Raw genomic sequence first — 14,513 nt, 5'->3', positions numbered from 1 at the left:
TTAGCCCAGCAGCGGCATTCTCACACGTTGCGAGTATATGTTGTTCGTATATATTACCAGCGACACGGTTTCCTGACATGCTGCATTCACAAGCAAAAGACCACCTGTCATGCAGGTGGTCTTTTGCTTCGCGCCTTAACGCGTCAACTGGCTAAACCCGTAAAAAAACGGCCCGCTCCTTTTGGAACGGGCCGCAATTTTTAAGAGGCGTGGCCACGTTATACGTGGCTACATGGCGCGTGCGCTGGCAAGACCGGCATTGCGCTCAATCAGCGACACCGCGCGGGCAATACGCCGCCCCTCGGTGGACTGTTTGGAAAGCTCGCGTTCCAGTGAGGTAATGCCCTTGATGACAGTGGAGTGACGACGATTGAATTTTTCGCCAATCTCTTCCAGGGTCATTTCCGTATGCTTACGGGCCAGATAAAAAGCTGTATTGCGGCCAGTTACGCATTCCTTGCGGCGCGACTTGGAGGCCAGCTGACGCTCGTTGAGACCGTAACTCTCGCAAACAAGGCGCACTATGATGGAGAAATCCGGGCCGCAAGCGACGTCCGCGTACTGGCTCAGCACTTCCATGGCCAGATCAAGATTCAGGCCGCAGTTGAGCAGACGCGCCTTGAAAATAAGGCTGTTGAGACAGGATTCCATCTGGCGCACATCGCCATTGAGGCGGCTGGCAAGCAGTTCACAAACCGAGTCCGGCAAAAGCACCTGAAAACTTCTGGCCTTCTGCCCAAGGATGTCGCAGCGCATGTCCTTGGTGGGACGGCCCATGTCTGTCAAAATGCCCGAACAGAAGTGCGATACAAGCTGGCTGTCCACACGCTGCAACTCGCGCGGCGAAAAGGACGATGTGAATATGGCGCGGCCGCCCTTGGCCTGAAGGTTTTTGACGACGGCCAGGGCCATGTCCTGCATTTTTTCCTTACCCTGGAAAAAGTGCACGTCCTCCATAAGCAGCACGTCAAGTTCGCGAAAACGGGCTTTAAAGCCTTCAATGTCCTGAGCGCGCAGTGCGGTGACAAAGCGCGAGGCAAATTCCTCGGCGGTGAGGTAGCCCACGCGAGCATTGCCGCCCTCTTCGTTGATGGCGCGGCCCACTGCCTGAGCAAGGTGTGTTTTGCCAAGCCCGGATGCGGAATTTACAAACAGGGTGCGAACACAGCCATGCCTGCGGCTGACGTCCTGCGCTGCGGCCACGGCCATATTATTGGTGGGGCCTACAACAAAATCAGCGAAGGAATAGCGCCAGTTCTGCGTGTTGCGAAATATGGCTGGAGCAACAAGGGGAAGTGAGGCCTGCTGCAAGACAGGCGTTGCCGCCGCAGAAGGTTCATGCCGGACCTCGGGCGTCGCCAGCGCAGCCTGCGGTTTGGCCGCAGAAGCCTTGGACTCCTGGGCAGGCGCTTCAGCCTCTTGACCGGCAGCCGTGATGCGCACGCTGACCTGTCCCGGTTCAAGGCCCAATACTGGAGCAGCGGCCTCTTTCAAGGTCGTTAGCATCATGCTTTCCAGCCTGCTGGCCACATAGGAATTGGGGGCCACAAGGTGCAACCCTTTTTCGTCAACGCTGGCATGCAAAGGAGCAATCCAGACTTTGAAAAGCCCGGATTTAAGCATTTTTTTGAGATTTTCAGAAATTTCAGCCCATTTTTCTCGCATGAGGCCTTGTAGCGTAAAAGGAGGTTGGCGGGCAATTGATGAATACTGGCAGTTTGGGGCAGAACGCTTATTTGCTTTCCCCAATAGCAACGACGGATAATCGGCAGAAATGCTTTATGTTTTTATAATTACCGGTCAGTTCGGGCCGTGCTGAAAAGCCTTAGCCCACAAGGGTTTTAAAAATATGATAACCTATATTAACAAAAACTGTCATTGTTTTTAACATTTATACTTTCAATTTACTCTTGTTTTCTTACGTATACTCCATTTTTTTAGCATGTTCACCAAAAGTTCCGAACCATAAGGGCAGGCTGATTGTCAAGGGGGAAAAAACATTTTTTTACTTTTTTTCACTCCTTCTGAGACAGGAAATTTTACTTTTTTATACCCCGCCACACACAAAAACTATATAGAAATTCTTGACGTTTTTTAGTTCATCACCCAAACGATTCCAGACAGCTTCAGTTTGAAATCATACTGGCGTAGGTAAAGGCAAGCGTCCGTTCCACAGGGCGTCCTGAGCGTGAAACACACAGGCCCCATACAGGCAGATGCATGTAATGAGGGCGCTCTGGCAGCCTGGGCTCTTGCCGCACAAACTGTGGATAATGAACCGGCGCAGCTCCGCGCTTTCCCGCATACGCTCTACTTCGGGCGGATGTCCGGAATTGGCATGCAATGCCCACGGCGCTTCACCACGGTGGGCGAGGTTCCTGCGCTGTTCACATCTTTTGCCTGGGTCGCTGGGGCGTGCGAAATGGAGAGGGAAAACTGCGTGCAACGACTGGCAATGCTGTCAGCCGCGCTGGCGGGCGTTGCGATGAGAGGCGTAACGAACCTGAGGTTTTTAGATATGTTTGTGTGTTCCCGAAGTACTCCCGGGGCGTACAAAGTGAAAGCCCCCCGAAGATTCCGGGGGGCTTTCAAAACCGGTGGCATTGCGGCCAGAAGCCGCGACTGAAAAAACGGTCTACACCTCCGGCAGAGATGCAGGCATTCAGCCTTACAAAGCGCTGCCTGCTGCAAAACGGGGCAGGTTACCAGGCCTTGCGGCCTTGGTTAGCGCCGGTTTGCCTTAGAAGCCGTAGCGCAGGCCAAGCAGGAATTCATTGTTGTAGGGGCGGTTGCCAACTTCATACTTGACGCCGCCGATGGTGGAGCTCACTTCATTGTAGCCAAGGCTCACGAAGCGGTAAGAAGCGTCAACGGTAAAGTTTTCATTGATGTTGTAAGCAACACCGGCGCCCGCGTTCCAGGCGAAGTTGGTGAAGCGATCATCAGCTTCAAACTTGCTGCCGTCGTTGCCCTTGAAGGTGTATCCGGTGTAGTTGAACGCCATGCCAAGACCACCGCCCACGTAGGGGGTGAAGGCGCTGTCGTTATGAAAATCCCAGAACACGTTGGCAAACAGGGTGGAATTGTTCCACACGCCTTTGATGTCACGCAGGTTCGAACCGCCATCACTCCAGCTTTTTTCGCTGTTGCCACGCAGGGCAAATTCGATTTCAGCACGGAGGGGCAGCATCTGCTGGGGCCAGAAATCGTACCCAAGGGCCAGAGCGCCACCCAGGGTAAACTGGTTGTAGTCGTCCACACCACTGCCGGCCAGACCGCTGCTGCGTTCCATCTGTCCGGTGCTCTGGATGCTCATAAGAAATTTGGGGGCCAGGTACATGCCGGTGCCTTCGGCAGCGGCCAAGCCGGGCAATGCCAACGAAAGGGCAAGTGCCATAGCAACTATAAAACGTTTCATGACAGTCCTCCTAGTACTTACCCTCAGTTTTTATTCGAGGGCAGCCTTAAATTTCGGACATTCATTAGAAAATGTCAATAAATTTTCTACATTTTTCCTTTCGCAGGCCCGTATAGCAAGGATTTGCAGCCCGTCAGCACTGGCCGGGGCCTTCCCAACGCATGAAATCTGCGCGCCGCGCCGTAAGCCGCACCCAGCCTGCGACACAGGCCGCACAGGCACGTCTCGGGCGCGTTTTTGCCGTTCCCGCCCTTGCACGCATACTTGCCAAGCGCCCCACAACACGGACGTCGAACAACATGCCCTGGCATGACCCGGGCGGGCGCTGCCCACACGTATCCGTAACGCATCAGGACTCTTGCACGGACACGTTTGCCGGACTGGCTCAGGCGGAAGCTCCGGGCGTGAGGAAGCCAGGCGCACGAAAATCTGCGCAGCGCAGAACCTGACGCTGACAAACGCGGGCAGGGTTGGGCATGTGCAAGCACAGGAAAGAGTGGGCGTAGAAGCGGTGCAGGAACGTCAGGCAGGTATCAGGCGTTGTGGATGAAAAGGTTGAATACGGTGCGGCTGGCTATTTTTTGACCATCAGCCATGTCTGTATGGGCAGGCGCGCCTCTGTCCAATGGGCCTTGTAGCCCATGCGCGGGCCGGTCAACGGCCCCATGTCGTAACGGGCCGCACCTTGCTCGCACAGCCAGGCCACCTGTTCGACCTGCAGCAGGTTGCCGATGCCCGCTTCCTTCCAGTCAGAATCATAGCTGAACTGCTGGCCCCGGTATACATCGCCCGCCATGCCGCCAAAAATGAAGCCCACATCGCGGCCCTCGTGCACGGCAAACATGACGCGCGCACCGCGTGTCGGGGCAAGCCGCCGCAACATCGCGTCATAAAAGCTGCGGGCGGGTTCTTCGGCCATGCCGCACTGCCCTTCGCCCTTCCAGCTTTTATTCTCTACGGCCAGCATACGCGCAAAAACGGCCTGCGCTTCTGACTCCGAGGCGGGCACATGCCGCTCATAGCCAATGCCCCGGTTCTGGGCGCGCCGCCGCCCCTTGGACATTTTGGCCCTGTGGTTGGCGGATCTGCGAGACAAAAAGCCGTCCAGCCCGCCCTGAAGAGACGCTGCGCACTGTACGGTTTCAGAATGCATAAAAAAATCAAACCTGCGCCCGAAAGTCCGCAGCAAGCGGCGCGGCAAAACGCTGCCCGGCTGCAAACCACTGATGACAATACGCGGAAAGAACGGTTTGTGACTGCCTGCAAGCTCGTCCAGCAGGTTGTCCAGCATGTCCACGGCATGGGACCCGAGCAAAGGCGAGCTAAAAAACCACAACGTGTCTATGGGCGTCAGCAACAGGGATTCGGCTGAAAACGCCTGTTCGGCGAACACCAGCACGCTGTCTGCGTCGAGCCTGTTCTCATGCCGCACAAGAAGGCGGCGCTCAGGGGCAAAAACCTCATGAAAGGAAAGCTGCCAGGCGGGCGTACAGCAGAAGGGGTCTGCCTGTCCTGAGTACAGGGCAGCCCGCTGCCACCCGGCGTGCCCCTCAAGCTCATGAAACGAAAGCTGTTCCATAGGGCCCATATCCCGCAAATACCTTAATGACGTTAGACCCTACCTGACTTCCGTAGGGCACTGTTCACTACGGCTGGCGTAAAAAAACCAGCCAGTATCCGAGTCCTGCGTGCGCTCAAAACAGAAGTTTCCCACCGCACGCCAGAGGGTGGCGGGCTGCACCGTGGCAAAGGCAGCACTGACGGCCTCCGCCTGGGGATACTGCCCGGCAAGAACCTTGATGGTCTGCGCTATGCCCTCAAAATAACGGGCAGAAGACGCGGCCGTATTGACCACAACGGCCCGCTCGACCATGTCGTCCGTGTTCAGAAAAAATGTGGCCGTAACCCCTTCTTCCAACGTGCATATTTTTACCTGCCCCTGATCCTGAACCGTAACGGAACCGGGGGTGAAGGCTTTCATCCATTTGGCTTCAAACTCTTTCCAGACCAGTTCGCCTCCGTCCGCGCCAACAGGAGCGGCCAGAAGCAAAAGAAAAAGGCAGAGCAGCAGTTTTTTCATGATAATGTCTCCTTTTTCAAGAATTTCATGATGTGGCATGCATATATCCAGTGTGCCACTCATTTATGTATATGTGAGCAAACGGGTAATGAAAAGCTTCCTTTTTCAGGCTATCTTCATTCCCGGCAAATCATGACCTATATTGTGGCAGCCTCACAAAAAATATGCAAACCGCGCAACTGGTCAAAACCGGCCCATTGCGCTTGTTTTTCAACGCATTTTGGCTAAAGTTGGCAAGTGCCGCACCAAGGCGCTGATTACAATCTGGCCAGGACATTTCCATCACAAAGGCCCTTCTGCCGCCTGCAATCTTTACCGGAGACCACAGCCATCATGCCCGTTTTCCCGCCTTCACCAGCCTGTGTTTTGCGCGTCATTACCCGTATCAACCATACGGGCAGGCATGAGGTGGAGGACGTGCTTCTGCGTGAAGAAGCCTATGACCTCATCTGTGACGGCCAGACCGTGGCCCGTATGCACTGCATGCCCACCAACCTTGAGGAACTGGCCGTCGGACGGCTTTTCACCCTGGGGTTGCTGCGTGATGCGCGCCAGATAACATCCCTGACCATCCGGCATCCTGCAGGACACGACGCCGCCTCGCCCCAGAGCCCGCGCCTTGCTGCCGAAAACGCCCATGGGCAGGATTCTCTGGCGTGCGCCTCCACGGCATCAGTTGCCGAGCCTCCACATATGCCTGCAGGCGACCGCGCCGATGCCCCGCCCGCTCTCAAGCTCCGCGCCGCCGGAAGCATCCGCGTCAGCCTTGCCCCGCCGCCTGCGCCAGAGGCTGAAATAAAACAGGCAGACGTGCGGCTTGACGCCACTCAGGTGCACAGTCTTCAGGCGGCCTTTGAAGAACGCTGCGCACTGTTTCGGCAAACAGGGGCCGCCCACAGCTGCGCCCTGGCGACGCCTGAAGGCATTTTGCTGTTTTATGAAGATATCGCCCGGCACAACGCGTTGGACAAGCTCATAGGGGCCATGCAGCTCCAGGGCGTGCCCCCTCAGGGAAAGCTCATGATCTTCAGCGGGCGTCTGGCAGTGGACATGCTGGAAAAGGCAGCTGTCAGCGGAGTGCGTCTGCTTATGGCCCCGGGCGCGCCTTCGCTGGCCTCGGTGGAGCTGGCCGAAGCCATGCGGATAAGCCTTCTGGGCTTCGTACGTAAAGACAATATCAATATCTATACCTGTCCGTACAGGGTAGTCTGACATGTCTTTTTTTCCTTCTCCCCCTTGCCCCCATAGTTCTGGACAGCAGACCATCCTGCCGCTGGAAAAAGCCCTGGCGGCGCTGCTGGCCTGCGTCCGCCCCACAGAGCAGACCCTTCGCCTGCCCCTGCTTGAGGCCGACGGACGGGTAAACGCCGCCGACATATTCGCCAGTCTGCCGCAGCCGCCTTTTGACCGCGCCCAGGTGGACGGCTACGCCCTGCACAGCGACGACATCGCCCACGCGCGCCCGGATTCCCCCGTCACCCTGCCTGTGAGCCAGTACCTGTATGCGGGCGGAGGGTCGGGCGCGCCCCTGCCGCGCGGACAGGCCGCGCGCATAACCACAGGAGCCATGATGCCGCCGGGGGCGGACTGCGTCATGTGGCAGGAAGACACAACAACTGACGGAAGCCGCGTCACTGTGCGCCACCGCCTGACGCCGGGCCGCAATTGCCGCCCCTGCGGACATGACGTGGCTGTGGGCCAGCCCCTGACGCGGCGCGGGGACGTGCTGCACAGCGGCACACTCGGCCTGCTGGCCGGGCAAGGCCACACCCATGTGCACGTCTTTGACAAGCCGACGGCAAGCATGCTTACAACCGGCGACGAACTGTGCCCGCCAGGCCGCCCGCTTTCTGAAGGCGGCATATACAACATCAGCGGCACGCTGCTGGGCGTACGCCTGCAAAATATGGGGGCGCGCATTCTGCGAATGGAAACCAGCGCCGACTGCTACGACAGCCTGCGACAGCATGTGGAGGCCATGCTTGAGCACAGCCGCCTGATTATCACCACTGGCGGCGTGTCCTTTGGCCCACGTGACCTGATCTCACGCCTGGCGGAGGATCTGGCAGCCCGCCGCGGCGGACGCCTGCTATTTCGCGGCCTGCACATGAAGCCCGGAGCCATGACCCTTGGCGCGGCCATAGGCGACAGTGTGCTGCTCGGCCTTTCCGGCAATCCCGTGGCGGCCGCTGCGGCCTTTGGCCTGCTGGCGGGGCCCGTCATACGCAAAATGTCCGGCCGCGCGCAGTTCGGCCTGAAGCGCCTGCGCGGCGTCATGCTCAATGACTTCGGTTCCTGCCGCAAGGATGCGCGCCGCCTCATAATGGCGAGGCTTGAAGGCACCGAGGTTTTCATGCGCCCTGAAAACGGGGGCATAGGCCAGCCCGCCCTGCGCGACGACTACAACTGCTTTGTGGATATTCCCGCAGGATGTCCGCCGCTGCGGCGCGGCATGGCAGTGGACGTCATTCTGGCATAGCCCTGCTGCGGCGCGCCTTCACCAGAATTCACACGGCAGCTTGCCACGCCGGAACAGTGCCGCTTTGAAATGCTCTGTAGCGGGACCCCTTTTGCAAAAGGAGCCCCCGCCACACGCCCTCACCCCTAGAATCTTTGCCGAACAAACAAGCGAACAAATAAGCTGACAAAACAGCAAAACAAAAGCAGCCCTTGATTTGCATGCTTTTTTACTTTATCATCATGAAAAGTTCATACGGAATATTATTATTTTTCTCATCTCAAGATTATGAAAATAATAATATCTCGTAATTTTCTGTTAATTTTTTTCATACCAGTTTGATACATGTGGAGTATCCAGAAATACCGGTTGTAAAACATATTTTTATCGTAATGTGTGTTTGACAAATCACAATATTTCTCCAAACAGCTTGCACTGCATTATGCCTGTCCTTACCACACATACTCTGCAATTCCGGCCAGGGGGCATTTCACCCGACCCCGGCCAGCCTCTGTCCGACATGGAGGAAAAAAAGACGCCAAACAAACTTCGTATGATGGCGCTGTTTGTTTTAACAGCAATTATTTACACACTTTATGGAAGTTCGGTACATACCGAGGAGGCGTTCATCTGCTGGTGCCCTCAACGCTGATGACTCCAGCAAGTTCGTTTTGACGGTCACAACCTGATCGTCCTTCCATATACTCGCCCGCTTACGGGCTACACCCGCGGCATATCGAGCCACGGCAGAAGGAGGGTATATGGCAAAAATCTCTATCCAAAATGTTTCAAAAGTCTTCGGCCCACACCCGAAACAGGCTTTACGGCTGGCGGCCAAAGGCGTTTCGCGCGCTGACATCCTGCGCCAGACCCGCACCACTGTTGCCCTGTTCGACATATCCATCGACATCACAGACAGCCAGTTACTGGTTATTATGGGGCTTTCCGGCAGCGGAAAATCCACGCTGCTGCGTTGCCTCAACGGTCTTATCATGCCCACCGCCGGACGCATTCTTGTGGACGGCGAAGACATCACCAGCATGAGCAGCAAAAAACTGCGGCACGTGCGTCAGCGCTGCTTTGGCATGGTTTTTCAGAATTTCGCGCTTTTCCCCCACAGAACGGTGTTGCAAAACACTGCCTTCGGCCTTGAGGTCATGGGCGTGCCGGAATTCACCCGCATGAAAAAAAGTAAGGAAGTACTTGAGCGCGTGGGGCTGGCACAATGGCAAAACGCCTATCCCGGCCAGCTCTCCGGCGGCATGAAACAGCGTGTGGGCCTTGCCCGGGCTCTTGCCCTGGAACCGGAAGTTCTCCTCATGGATGAAGCCTTCAGCGCTCTCGACCCCCTTATCAGACAAGAAATGCAGGATGAACTGCTGGCGCTTCAGGAAGACATACACAAAACCATTGTCTTCATCACGCATGATCTCAACGAGGCCTTCAAACTCGGCGACCGCATCATCCTGCTGCAGGACGGAGCCATAGTGCAGACCGGCACGCCGGAAGAAATACTGCACGCCCCGGCCAACGAACATGTGGCCCGTTTTGTCGCCTCGGCGGACGCCTCGCAGGTGCTCACTGCGGCCAGCGTCATGAAACGTTCCGAGGATGCCGCCGTGCTGGGGCTGGACGGCCCGCGCGCCGCCTTGCGCAAGATGCGCGTGCACTCCATCGCCTCGCTTTTCGTGTTGGACAGGCACCGCCGCTTTGTGGGCATTATCAACGCCGCCGACGCGAAGCGCATGGTCAGTGAGGGGCGTTCGGACCTGACGGAAATAACCAGTTCGGACATCATAACCGTCAGACCAGACACCCCCGTAACTGAACTTGTGCCACTGATGGCCGACCTGCCCTACCCCCTGGCAGTGGTGGACGAACGCCAGCGCTTGCAGGGCGTCATTGTACGTGGGCTGCTGCTCGGCGCTCTGGTGGAACACAACCGGGGAGGCGCCCATGCTGCCTAGATTGCCCCTGGCAAGCTATGTTGACAGTGGCATAGATGTTCTCGTCGAACATTTTTCCGGCATTACCCGCGCCGGTTCAGCCATCATGCTCAACCTGCTGGATCGCTTTGAAGAGGCGCTTCTTCTGCCGCCGCCGTGGCTCTTTATCCTGCTGCTGGCCGCTCTGGCCTGGCGTGTGACGCGCCGTCCCGGGCTGCCCGTATTTGTGGTTCTGGGATTCTTTCTCTTGTGGAATCTGGGGTTATGGACGCCCACGATCAGCACCCTGGCCCTCGTGCTCTCGGCCACGCTGCTTTCCGTACTGGTTGGCGTGCCTTGCGGCATTCTGGCGGCCATGCACCCCACGGCGCGCAAAATCATCATGCCGGTGCTGGACGTCATGCAGACCATGCCCGCCTTCGTCTACCTTATCCCGGCCATACCCTTCTTTGGCATAGGCAAGGTCAGCGCTGTGGTCGCCACGGTTATTTTTTCCGTGCCGCCGGCAATCCGCCTTACCTGCCTGGGCATCCAGCAGGTTCCGCGCGATCTGGTGGAGTGCGCCGAAGCTTTTGGGGCCACGCGCGCGCAGCGCCTCTATAAACTTGAGCTGCCGCTGGCCATGCCCACCATTGTGGCTGGCGTAAACCAGACCATAATGCTGGCCCTGTCCATGGCTGTCATTGCGGCCATGATCGGCGCGCGCGGCCTTGGCGGCGAGGTATGGAAGGCCATTCAGCGGCTCAACATCGGCATGGGCTTCGAGGCGGGCCTTGGCATCGTCATTGTGGCCATCACCCTTGACCGTATGTTCCGTGCCTTGGCGCAAAAAAGCTCCGGCAAGACCCATTAACGTGCTTCAACCCTTTGAGAAGTAACATTCTCAAAGAGTTGAAGACCCGCGTCCACGCTTGCGCCCAGCAATCACCTGCACGCGCAGTGGCGGACATTGTACCCCTACGCCTGCCTCAGCCAGCAAGAACATTTTACTTTCAAAGCGCGTTCATTGCGCTGCCAAGCGATGCGGCGGGCGTATTTAGCACTTTGTGAATGGACGTTCGCAAATGGACGTTCGCAAAGTGTAAACGTTCCCGAACAACCTTTTAAAAAAGGAGTACCCATGAAACTTCGCATACTGGGCATTGCCCTGGCCGCCGTCATGCTGCTGGCCGTCAACGCCACAGCCAAGGATACGAAAGAGGACAAAACCCTCAAGATCGTCTACGTGGAATGGGCCTGCGCCAAAGCTTCAAGCCATCTGGCCAAGGCGGTGCTTGAAGACAGGTTGGGCTATAAGGTTGAGTTGCTGCCCGTCACGCTTCCCATCCTCTGGACCAGCCTGGCCACGGGCGACGCCGACGCCACGGTTACCGCATGGCTGCCCAATACCCACAAGGATATGTACGAAAAATACAAGGACAAGCTGGAAATTCTGGGCAAGCTTACTGGTGGCGCGCGGTTGGGTCTTGCCGTGCCCGACTATGTGCCCCTGAAGTCTGTTGAGGAACTGAAAGCCAACGCTGATAAATTTCAGAAACGGATAATCGGCATTGACCCCGGATCAGCCATCATGCTTCTGACGGAAAAGCTTATGAAGGATTACGGCATAGATAATATGGAACTGGTCGACGGGAGCGATGCCATCATGACCTCCATCCTGGCGGAGGCCATTCGCAAGAAGCAATGGATTGTCGTCACAGGCTGGTCGCCCCACTGGATGTTCGGACGCTGGCCCCTGCACTATCTGGACGACCCCAAGGGCAGCCTTGGCACTGAGGAAGCCATTTACAATGTTGGGCGCAAAGGCTTGAAAAAGGATCATCCAGACGCGCACGCCTTCCTGTCCAAATTCTCCTTCACCGGGGCGGACCAGTTGCAGCAGCTCATGGCCAAAAATCAGGAACAAGGGGCGGATCCGCTGAAAAACGCCCGCCAGTTCATGAAAGACCATCCTGAACAGGTTGACGCGTGGCTGCAAAAATAAGTTCACCCGCTCATGCGGCGCACCAGTAAGCGCTGACCAGTGTACTGACGGGCACAGGCCTGCATGACCTGCGCTGGCCGCCCTGCCTGGCCCTGGCCTGCCCTGGCTGGCATGGGCTGGCATGGGCTGGGGAGCGGTGGAAAGTTCCCGGCCCTGCCATAAGCAGGGCGCCATGCAGCCAAAACAAAAATGCCCCCGGGCCGGAACAGTGCCGACCAGGGGGCATATCATGAACGCCAGACGTTTTCAGGGTATTTTTGCCCTGGATTCTGCCCCGCACATGAGGCCCGCCAGACGGACCTTTCACGCCACGAGTCGTCGCAAGCCTTGCACAAAGGCGGATACCCGTCGAACGGGTATCCGCCTTTTGACCGGAGTCACTTTGAAATGCGGCGCATTCCAATCTGTCATTCAGCCGAGAAATGCGATCTTCGGCTGAATCCACGCTGCATTGTGGCCCGCTGCACTCTCGTACAGAGTCAGAGCATGTAACTTTTTTCAAAGTTACATGCTCTATTTATGCGAGCGCCATCAGGCCTTTTTCATATTCTCGATAAGCGCGCTCAGGCGACGCGCCTGCTGCGCAAGTTCGTTCACCGCATGGTTTGCTTCGCTCATGGCCTGGGCTGTCTGCCCGGACATGTCATTGACCTGCAGGATGGATTCGTTGATCTCTTCGCTGGCGGCAGACTGCTCTTCACTGGCCGTGGCAATGGCCCGCACCTGATCCGCCGTGGTTTCCACATTTTGCACAATCTGGCGCAAAGCTTCACCAGACTGGCGGGCAAAGCCGGTGGCGGTTTCAACTTCTGCAAGCGCCTTGTCCATACCGCCGACACTCTTGGCAGTACTTTCCTGAATCGCCTTGATGGCATTGCCCACATCCTGGGTGGACGCCATGGTCTTTTCAGCCAGCTTGCGCACTTCGTCGGCAACCACGGCAAAGCCCCGTCCCGCGTCGCCGGCGCGTGCGGCCTCAATGGCGGCATTGAGCGCCAGCAGGTTGGTCTGGTCAGCGATATCCGAAATGACGCCCATGATGCGGTTGATGGCCTGGGCGTGCTCATTCAGCTGGGACATGTCGTCCTTGAGCTCCATTGAGACGCTGTGAACCTGATCAATGCTCTTCAGAGCCTGCAGCACAATCTGCGCGCCGTTTTCGGCATTGCCCCGCGTTTCGTCCGACATGGTCGATGCGGAAGAAGCGTTGCCCGCCACTTCGCGCACGGTGGCGTTCATCTGGTTCATGGCCGTGGCGGCCTCGCCGAGGCGAGTGGCGGATTCCGTTGATATATGGCTTGACTGATCTATGCGGGCCGAAAGCTCATTGGACGCGGAGGAGATGATGGACACCACCTCTTCCAGCTGACTGGCGGCTGCAAGCATGCCGTCGCGCCTGGCGCTCTCAGCCTGCTGCCGCGCTGCTTCGGCCTGTTCTGTGGCGGCCTTGGCCACCAGAGCCTGTTCTTCAGCCTCTTTGCTCTTTTGCTGCGCGGTTTCAATCATATTTTGCAGATTGGTGACCATATTCAGCAGCGAATGCCGCAATTCGGCCAGTTCACCGTAAAAATCACGCGGTTCAAGGTGCACGTTAAGGTCGCCCTGGGCAATCTTGTCCGCCTCTATAACAATCAGGCGCAGAGGACGGTTAATGGACCGCACGATGCCCCAGGCCACAACCAGCATGATGACCGTCACGATTCCATAGATGACGGACACGGAACGGATGGCCTCATTGGCGCTGGCGAAAATTTCGCTCTCATCCTGAATGACGGCAATCTTCCAGCCAAAGCGGGTGGTAAACACGTTGGCGCGAACCGGCACATCCTTTATACGGGTGAGCACAAGGCCATCCTTGGCCTTGAACATCTGTTCAAGGCCCGGATCCTTGACTTCCTTGCCTATAATCTTGCCGGTAAGCTCCTTGTCTCTGGGATCGCAAAGGATGCGCCCGGTATTTTCAATGAGCATAAAATAACCGGTACTGCCGAAATTCAGCGTGGCAAACTTGTCAGAAAGGCCCTTGAGTGAGACATCGGCTCCAAGTATGCCCTTGATTTCGCCATTGGGGCCACGCATGCTGTGCGTCACGGCCAGCACCAGCTCGCCTGTAATGGACAGATAGCTGTCGGCGAGGCCCACGTCCTTGTCCGAGTTCATACGGCCTACATACCAGGGTCGCTTGGAAGAATTGTATCCCCCGGGGACCGGCCCCTCCTTCATCGAGGTTCCGTAACTGCCGTCAGGATATCCCACGTAAATTTCCGCGTAGGAGGGGTTCACCTCAGCCAGACGCACTATGGGCCGGATGGCCCTGGCGGCCTCCGGGCCAAGGTCGGAGCGCTTATAGAGGGTCTCGCTCGTTTTGTTCACGTAGCTGGGAAAAAGCCCTTCGGCATTGATCAGCATCTCATTGGCCGCCAGAACAGCAAGGTTGCGCTCGGCTTCGCCAATGAATTCCTCGATATAGCTGCCCATAATCTGCAGCTGTTCCCCTGAGGCGTCCAGATATGCCTGTTCCGCGTTATCATTCATTTTGCTGGTTACATAGGGTATGGTGCTGCCCGCCATGATAGCGATTGTCAGCAGCAATCCCAGAATAACCCTTACTTTGATAGTCATGTACA

Annotated in this window: 10 protein-coding genes; 5 read left to right on the top strand and 5 right to left on the bottom strand. The window is 57.0% G+C overall.

Annotated elements, in window-relative coordinates:
• Positions 1-228 precede the first annotated feature (228 nt).
• The 4 genes from BCS36_RS00265 to BCS36_RS00250 all read right to left on the bottom strand — a co-directional run bounded on the left by BCS36_RS00265 (position 229) and on the right by BCS36_RS00250 (position 5,537).
• Positions 229-1,665: a DnaA/Hda family protein gene (locus BCS36_RS00265; protein WP_291300931.1), complete on the bottom strand. Its 1,437-nt coding sequence runs from the start codon at positions 1,663-1,665 to the stop codon at positions 229-231.
• Positions 1,666-2,740: 1,075 nt separating this feature from the next.
• Positions 2,741-3,418 carry an outer membrane beta-barrel protein gene (locus BCS36_RS00260; protein WP_291300930.1) on the bottom strand — a complete coding sequence of 226 codons (678 nt, stop codon included), beginning with the start codon at positions 3,416-3,418 and terminating at the stop codon, positions 2,741-2,743.
• A 574-nt stretch (positions 3,419-3,992) separates the two neighbouring features.
• On the bottom strand, positions 3,993-4,997 hold the full coding sequence (locus BCS36_RS00255) for a GNAT family N-acetyltransferase (RefSeq protein ID WP_291300929.1): 1,005 nt from the start codon (positions 4,995-4,997) through the stop codon (positions 3,993-3,995).
• 39 nt (positions 4,998-5,036) lie between these two features.
• Positions 5,037-5,537 (bottom strand): hypothetical protein, encoded by a 501-nt coding sequence (locus tag BCS36_RS00250; RefSeq protein ID WP_291300928.1) that lies wholly within the window; start codon positions 5,535-5,537, stop codon positions 5,037-5,039.
• 294 nt (positions 5,538-5,831) lie between these two features.
• Here BCS36_RS00250 and BCS36_RS00245 point away from each other — a divergent pair, with 294 nt between their 5' ends.
• The 5 genes from BCS36_RS00245 to BCS36_RS00225 all read left to right on the top strand — a co-directional run bounded on the left by BCS36_RS00245 (position 5,832) and on the right by BCS36_RS00225 (position 11,886).
• Complete coding sequence (locus BCS36_RS00245; RefSeq protein WP_291300927.1) at positions 5,832-6,710, top strand: formate dehydrogenase accessory sulfurtransferase FdhD; 879 nt, start codon at positions 5,832-5,834, stop codon at positions 6,708-6,710.
• A gap of 1 nt (position 6,711) precedes the next feature.
• On the top strand, positions 6,712-7,977 hold the full coding sequence (locus BCS36_RS00240; protein ID WP_291300926.1) for a molybdopterin molybdotransferase MoeA: 1,266 nt from the start codon (positions 6,712-6,714) through the stop codon (positions 7,975-7,977).
• Between the two features lie 740 nt (positions 7,978-8,717).
• Complete coding sequence (locus BCS36_RS00235; protein WP_291300925.1) at positions 8,718-9,923, top strand: glycine betaine/L-proline ABC transporter ATP-binding protein; 1,206 nt, start codon at positions 8,718-8,720, stop codon at positions 9,921-9,923.
• Complete coding sequence (locus tag BCS36_RS00230) at positions 9,913-10,755, top strand: proline/glycine betaine ABC transporter permease (RefSeq protein WP_291300924.1); 843 nt, start codon at positions 9,913-9,915, stop codon at positions 10,753-10,755. The genes BCS36_RS00235 and BCS36_RS00230 overlap by 11 nt, the downstream gene beginning before the upstream one ends.
• A 267-nt stretch (positions 10,756-11,022) precedes the next feature.
• Positions 11,023-11,886: a glycine betaine ABC transporter substrate-binding protein gene (locus tag BCS36_RS00225; RefSeq protein ID WP_291300923.1), complete on the top strand. Its 864-nt coding sequence runs from the start codon at positions 11,023-11,025 to the stop codon at positions 11,884-11,886.
• Between the two features lie 531 nt (positions 11,887-12,417).
• Here the strand turns inward: BCS36_RS00225 and BCS36_RS00220 are convergent.
• Positions 12,418-14,508: a methyl-accepting chemotaxis protein gene (locus BCS36_RS00220; protein ID WP_291300922.1), complete on the bottom strand. Its 2,091-nt coding sequence runs from the start codon at positions 14,506-14,508 to the stop codon at positions 12,418-12,420.
• Positions 14,509-14,513 lie beyond the last annotated feature (5 nt).

The organism is Desulfovibrio sp. MES5, from assembly GCF_002237645.1.
Lineage (GTDB): Bacteria > Desulfobacterota > Desulfovibrionia > Desulfovibrionales > Desulfovibrionaceae > Desulfovibrio.
Note: the sequence above shows the minus strand (reverse complement) of the source record. Positions and strands in the feature narration are given on the sequence as shown.

Excerpts from the sequence above, each read along its gene's own strand:
- BCS36_RS00235 (WP_291300925.1), top strand. The coding sequence starts at position 8,718 with ATGGCAAAAATCTCTATCCAAAATGTTTCAAAAGTCTTCGGCCCACAC.
- BCS36_RS00250 (WP_291300928.1), bottom strand. The coding sequence starts at position 5,537 with ATGCCACATCATGAAATTCTTGAAAAAGGAGACATTATCATGAAAAAA.
- BCS36_RS00245 (WP_291300927.1), top strand. The coding sequence starts at position 5,832 with ATGCCCGTTTTCCCGCCTTCACCAGCCTGTGTTTTGCGCGTCATTACC.
- BCS36_RS00240 (WP_291300926.1), top strand. The coding sequence starts at position 6,712 with ATGTCTTTTTTTCCTTCTCCCCCTTGCCCCCATAGTTCTGGACAGCAG.
- BCS36_RS00220 (WP_291300922.1), bottom strand. The coding sequence starts at position 14,508 with ATGACTATCAAAGTAAGGGTTATTCTGGGATTGCTGCTGACAATCGCT.
- BCS36_RS00255 (WP_291300929.1), bottom strand. The coding sequence starts at position 4,997 with ATGGAACAGCTTTCGTTTCATGAGCTTGAGGGGCACGCCGGGTGGCAG.
- BCS36_RS00225 (WP_291300923.1), top strand. The coding sequence starts at position 11,023 with ATGAAACTTCGCATACTGGGCATTGCCCTGGCCGCCGTCATGCTGCTG.
- BCS36_RS00260 (WP_291300930.1), bottom strand. The coding sequence starts at position 3,418 with ATGAAACGTTTTATAGTTGCTATGGCACTTGCCCTTTCGTTGGCATTG.
- BCS36_RS00230 (WP_291300924.1), top strand. The coding sequence starts at position 9,913 with ATGCTGCCTAGATTGCCCCTGGCAAGCTATGTTGACAGTGGCATAGAT.
- BCS36_RS00265 (WP_291300931.1), bottom strand. The coding sequence starts at position 1,665 with ATGCGAGAAAAATGGGCTGAAATTTCTGAAAATCTCAAAAAAATGCTT.